Source organism: Roseateles sp. (assembly GCF_031397715.1).
Classification (GTDB): Bacteria; Pseudomonadota; Gammaproteobacteria; order Burkholderiales; family Burkholderiaceae_C; genus Paucibacter_A.
This window is the reverse complement of the sequence record NZ_JANNMI010000161.1, coordinates 1-5,944: the sequence shown is the minus strand read 5'-3', so window position 1 is coordinate 5,944 and position 5,944 is coordinate 1. Positions and strand designations below refer to the sequence as shown.

Here is a 5,944-nt window from a genome sequence, read left to right as displayed (position 1 = left end):
GCTTCGACCAACGCCTTCTTGCACTCCATCATCGGGGCATCGGTGCGGGCACGCAGTTCAGCCACCATGCTTGCGGTAATTGCAGCCATTTTCAAATCTCCGTATTCAGCGGGCCTGCGAGTCGGGCCAAAACCAGCACTCAGTCAAACCCCAAAAAAATGCTTTGAAAAAAAGGGGACTGAATCAGCCCCCTCCTTGTTTGAGCGCCAGAAAATTAAGCGCCTTCGCTAACTTCCACGAACTCGTCGCCTGCAGGAGCGGCGGCTTGCACCACCGTGTTACCGGCGTTGGCACGGCCTTCCAGCACAGCGTCAGCGACGGCGCGGGCGTACAGAGCCACGGCCTTGGCCGAGTCATCGTTGCCCGGGATCACGTAGTCGATGCCGATGGGCGAGTGGTTGGTGTCAACCACGCCGATGACAGGAATGCCCAGCTTCTTGGCCTCGGCGACGGCGATCTTGTGGAAGCCCACGTCGATCACGAAGATGGCGTCCGGCAGGCCATTCATATCCTGAATGCCGCCGATATTGCGCTCGAGCTTGCTCAAGTCGCGCTGGAACATCAGGGCTTCTTTCTTGATGGCGGGCTGGGTACCGGCATCAACCTGCGCTTGCATGTCCTTCAGTGCCTTCAAGGACACCTTGACGGTCTTGAAGTTGGTCATCATGCCACCCAACCAACGCTGGTCGACATAAGGCATGCCGCAACGCTGAGCTTCCAGAGCGATCACTTCACGCGCTTGGCGCTTGGTGCCGATCATCATCTCGCGTCCGCCCTTGGAGGACAGATTGCGCACGAAAGTCAACGCCTCCTCGAACGCAGGCAGCGTCTTCTCGAGGTTGATGATGTGAATTTTGTTGCGGTGGCCGTAGATATACGGGGCCATCTTGGGGTGCCAAAAACGAGTTTGGTGACCGAAGTGGACGCCGGCTTCCAGCATTTCGCGCATTGTTACGGACATATTCATTGACTCCGAAGGTTGTGTCTTAAATCCGGCCCGAATTGCTCTGCAGCGTGACGTTTAGCCAAACTCCGCATCGAAATGCGAACCATGGCCAAACTCGAATACAGCAGCAACACCTCTGAGTGGCCGGTTTGCGATTGACTTACTGACTTACTACTTGCCTTACTTTTCGATTTACCGCCCAGGGAAAGCCCTGAGTGCTCGGCAAAACCCAAGGAGTATACACAATTTTGGCAACCCAGCCTCGGTTGGCGACTCACGCGCCGGCGCTAGCGGGGCTGCAAACAAGGCTGCAAACAGCCGCGCAGGCGTGCAAATCCGCCGCCGGTTGACGCCGCAACCGGCATGCGGACAGTGCTCGAAACAATGACGCACTACACTGCCCGGCCTGACTGCCGCCGCGCCAGTGGCCGCACAAATTGAACCCTTGCTGCGGCCAGCCCAGCTTGTTGAAAACACCTTGAGTCGAGACTATTGAGATGCGCATTGCCATCATCGGCGCCGGCATTGCCGGCGTCACCACCGCCTATGAATGCGCAGCAGACGGCCACCAAGTCACCGTATTTGAGCGCCGCGGCAGCGTCGCCGCTGAGGGCAGCTTCGCGAACGCAGGGCTCACTGCGCCCGGCTTGAGTTTTCCCTGGGGTCAAGTGAAATGGCCAGCACTGGGCGGCGGAGCCAAACTGGCCTGGGGTTGGCAGCGTTGGCGGGCCGGCCGCAGCAAGCAGCAAGGCGTGCTGCAAGAACGCCTGTTGAAGCTGGCGCTGTTCAGCAGCGCGAGACAGATGGAGTTGCGCCGCAGCCTGCAGATGGACTATGAGCGCGCCTGCGGCACCTTGGTGCTGCTGCGCAGCGAGCGGGACTTGAACGCCGCACAAACCGGGCTGGACCTGTTGACGCCGTGGGGCCTGAGCGCCCAAGTGCTGACGGCCGAACAATGCCGCGGCATCGAGCCCGGCCTGAACCCTGATATGCGCCTGCACGGCGGCGTGCAACTGGGCCAGGGCGAAAGCGGCAACTGCCGGCAGTTCGCTCATTTGATACGCGGCGCAGCGCAGCGCCTGGGCGCGCAGTTTCGCTTTCACACGACGGTGCGCAGCCTGACGCCCGGCATACCGGCAAAGCTTGTGCACGAATACACCCCGCCGCCCGATAGCCTGCCCGACCCCTCGCGGCAAAGCGAGCTGCGCGACGGCAACGACGACACCCGGCCAGCGCCGCTTGGTCGCAAAGAAGACTGCTTCGACGCCATCATCATTTGCACCGGCGCGGCTGCCACCGAGTTGTTGCGAGCCCTCAAACTCAAGCCGGCACTGACCCAAATCCAAGGCTATTCGATCACGGCGCCACTGCGCCAACTTGAGGCCCACCCCGAGCTCGGCCCCCAAGCTGCGGTGTTCGACCAGCAGCGGCAGATTTCGATTGGCCGCATCGGCCAACGGATTCGCGTGGCCGGCGGAATTGCGCCGGCCACCGCCAGTGAGCGAGCCAGAAAGTCGACGCTGGCCTCGCTGCACCAAGCGCTGGACGATTGGTTTCCCGGCTCAATGCAAAGCACTGCAGTGCAGCACTGGCAGGGCTCCCAGGCCTTGGCGGCCGACGGGCTGCCGCTGCTGGGCGCCTGCGCCCGCGACGGCATTTGGCTGAATCTTGCTCAAGGCTCAGCGACGACCTTGGGCTGGCCCCTGGCCTGCGGCGCCGCACGGGTCCTGGCCGAACAAGTCAGTGGCCGTCAGGCCAGCGCCGACCTGCCCGACATCACAGGACTGGACATTGGCCGTTGCGCCTGACAAGCTATTAGGGTGCAAATAAAACTCCTACCCAGCCACGCCAATTGGCCACTGTTCAACACGATCAGCAGCCGACAGATCGAGTCGCGGGCCTTGGCGGCGAGCGGGTCCACCACGCAGCTGATGGAACAAGCCGGCATGGCAGCAGCGCGCCTGGCCTTGGCGCTGGTGCCTAACCATGACGGCCCGATTTGGGTTGCCTGCGGCCCCGGCAACAATGGCGGCGACGGCTTGGTGGCTGCCCGCCTACTGCATCAACACGGCATCGCGGTGCGGGTCAGCTTGCTGGCGAGCAAGAACACGCCACCTGCCGCCACGGCTGCAGCCTTGGCTGCGGCGCAAGATGCCGGGCTTGCGATCTGCACCGAGATGCGAGCGCCGCCGAGCACCCGCCTCGGCATAGATGCCCTGCTGGGCCTGGGCTTGAGTCGCGCGCCCAGCCCCGAAATTGCCGCCGGCATCAAGGCCCTGAACAGCCTGAGCGCGCCGGTGTTGGCGCTGGACCTGCCCAGCGGCCTGCATCCAGACCATGGCTGCTTGACCGGCGAGGCCGCCGTGCATGCTCAGCACTGCCTGGCCTTGCTGACGCTCAAGCCTGGCTTGTTCACCGGCGCGGGACGCGCCCATTGCGGCGAGCTTTGGTTTGACGATTTGGGGCAAGCGCCAACCCATGCGGGCGACGCCTTGCTGGTGGGCGCGCCGTGCTTGAGCGCATGGCGCGCTCAGGCCGCCGCAAGCAGCAACCATGCCAAGCACAAGGGCAGCCAAGGCGACGTGCTGGTGATAGGCGGGGTGGCCGGCATGCGCGGCGCCGCACGCTTGGCCGCACGTGCGGCGCTGGCCGCGGGCGCGGGTCGCGTTTACGTCTGCTTTTTGGGGGCAGCGCCGGACGACATTGACCCCCAAAGGCCTGAGCTGATGCGATTTTTGCAGCCCAGCCTGGAGGACCCCAGCGCCATCGCGAGCTGGTGTCACAAGACGCTGGTTTGCGGCTGCGGCGGCGGCGACGCAATCGCCGCTCAGCTAGCCCAAGTGCTGGGCCACGGACAGCGCCTGGTGCTCGACGCAGATGCTTTGAACGCCGTGGCGCTTGACACCGGCTTGCGCACAGGTCTCAAGCAGCGGCGGTCAAAAGGCTTGGCCACCCTTTTGACCCCGCATCCCTTGGAGGCCGCGCGGCTGCTGGGCAGCGACGCCGCCAGCGTGCAAGCCGACCGGATCGGCGCGGCGCAGGCGCTGGTCGATGAACTGGGCTGTCAAGTCATTCTGAAGGGATCCGGCAGCATCATTGCCGGCCCGCATCGCCAAACCGCCATCAATTCAAGTGGCAGCGCCGCACTGGCAACGCCGGGCAGCGGCGATGTACTCGCCGGCTGGCTGGGCGGGCTGTGGGCGCAACAACCCATGGCTGACCCCCATGACCTGGCCTGCCTGGCCTGCTATTGGCATGGTGCCGCCGCGCTAAGCCAAGCAGGCGGCCCTTTGCGAGCGGCCGACTTGGTGGAGCATATGCACGCACTCCACACCGGGCCCGACCTCAGTTAGCGCCGCTTGCGGGCACGCGGCTCGGTGGCGCCGGCGCCCATAGGCTTGATCGCATCGGCGCCTCGCGCCGCTTGACGCGCGGCCTTGACCGGATGGGCAGCAGCCGACCCCGCGCCGCCGCTGCGTGCCTGCCGGCCCTTGCGGGCGCTCTTGGCCCCGCTCTTGACCTCCCGGTCGGTGCGCCGCACTTGCTCCAACGCTTCGACGGCATTGCCAGGCGCGCGCTCCGCGCTGCCGACACCGGCCTTGTCGCGCAGTGCGCGCGCGACCAGCTTGGCCTCCTCGTTGTCGGTCACCAGGCGGAAGTCGATCTTGCGGGCATCCAAATCAACTCGGCTCACCTGCACCTGCACGCGCGCGCCGGTCGCATAACGCATACCGCTGCGCTCACCGCGCAATTCCTGCTTGACTTCATCAAAGCGGAAATACTCGCCCCCCAGCTCGGTGATGTGAATCAAGCCCTCCACATAGAGCGCATCCAACTGCACGAACAAGCCAAAGCTGGTCACCGCGCTGACCGTGCCGGCGAACTCCTCGCCCAGATGCTCACGCATATAGCGGCACTTCAGCCAAGCTTCGACATCGCGCGAGGCCTCGTCGGCGCGCCGCTCATTGGCACTGCAATGGGCGCCGACGACCTCCCAGCGCTCGATCTCGGTCGAGGCCTTGGCAGGGTCGATCGGTGCGGCACGGCCGGGCCGCTTGGCCGCCATCGGCACGTCCATCTTGCCGCTGTCGAGGTGATAACGCTTGTCGGCCAGGATTGCCTTGATGACACGGTGCACCAGCAGGTCGGGATAACGCCGAATCGGGCTGGTGAAGTGGGTGTAGGCCTGGTAGGACAAGCCGAAATGCCCGGCGTTGGCCGAGGTGTAGATCGCCTGCTGCATCGAGCGCAGCAGCATTGAGTGGATCTGCGTTGAGTCGACCCGGTCCTTGGTGGCCGCTGCGATCGCCTGATACTCGCTGGGCTTGGGACTGTCGCCAATTGACAAGCCCAGGCCCAGAGCGCGCAAATAGGCCTGCAAGGCCACGCGTTTCTCAGGCGTTGGACCTTCGTGCACGCGAAACAGCGAGCCATGCTTGGACTGCTCAATGAAATCCGCCGCGCAGACATTGGCCGCCAGCATCGCCTCTTCGATCAGCTTATGGGCCTCGTTGCGGGTGCGCGGGATGATCTTTTCGATGCGGCCGTTGTCGTCGCATACGATTTGCGTTTCCACCGTGTCAAAGTCGATCGCACCGCGCCGGCCGCGCTCGGCCAGCAAGGCCCGGTAGACCTCATGCAGATGCAAGAGATGCGGCACCAAGTCACGCCGCTTGGCGGCTTCAGGGCCATGAGTGTTGCCAAGTACCGCCGCGACTTCCGTGTACGTGAAGCGAGCATGCGAGCGGATCACCGCCGGGTAAAACTGATAGGCCTGCACCTCGCCGCTCGCGGTCACCAACATATCGCAGACCATTGACAAGCGGTCTTCGCTTGGGTTGAGCGAGCACAGGCCGTTGGAGAGCTTCTCCGGCAGCATCGGGATGACGCGGCGGGGAAAGTAAACCGAGGTCGCGCGCTCATAGGCATCGCCGTCCAGCGGGTCACCCGGTTTGACGTAATGGCTGACGTCGGCGATCGCCACCAGCAAGCGCCAGC

Annotated in this window: 4 protein-coding genes and 1 pseudogene; 2 read left to right on the top strand and 3 right to left on the bottom strand. The window is 64.2% G+C overall.

Annotation, left to right across the window (positions count from 1 at the left end):
• Positions 1-89 (bottom strand): annotated as a pseudogene (locus tag RMO57_RS07045) (elongation factor Ts); the annotation flags it as partial.
• A 125-nt stretch (positions 90-214) separates the two neighbouring features.
• The gene (rpsB, locus tag RMO57_RS07040; RefSeq protein WP_310385360.1) at positions 215-961 is read right to left on the bottom strand and encodes a 30S ribosomal protein S2; all 747 of its coding nucleotides are present in this window, start codon (positions 959-961) and stop codon (positions 215-217) included.
• A gap of 482 nt (positions 962-1,443) precedes the next feature.
• Between rpsB and RMO57_RS07035 the strand changes: the two genes are divergently transcribed.
• Together RMO57_RS07035 and RMO57_RS07030 are read left to right on the top strand one after the other, a co-directional pair.
• The gene (locus RMO57_RS07035) at positions 1,444-2,754 is read left to right on the top strand and encodes an FAD-dependent oxidoreductase (RefSeq protein WP_310385359.1); all 1,311 of its coding nucleotides are present in this window, start codon (positions 1,444-1,446) and stop codon (positions 2,752-2,754) included.
• A gap of 12 nt (positions 2,755-2,766) precedes the next feature.
• Positions 2,767-4,299, top strand: a complete 1,533-nt coding sequence (locus tag RMO57_RS07030; RefSeq protein ID WP_310385358.1) for an NAD(P)H-hydrate dehydratase — start codon at positions 2,767-2,769, stop codon at positions 4,297-4,299.
• Here RMO57_RS07030 and RMO57_RS07025 read toward each other — a convergent pair.
• Positions 4,296-5,944: VacB/RNase II family 3'-5' exoribonuclease (locus RMO57_RS07025; RefSeq protein ID WP_310385357.1), on the bottom strand; the 1,649-nt coding region annotated here is incomplete at its 5' end. The two genes, RMO57_RS07030 and RMO57_RS07025, sit on opposite strands and share 4 nt — an antisense overlap.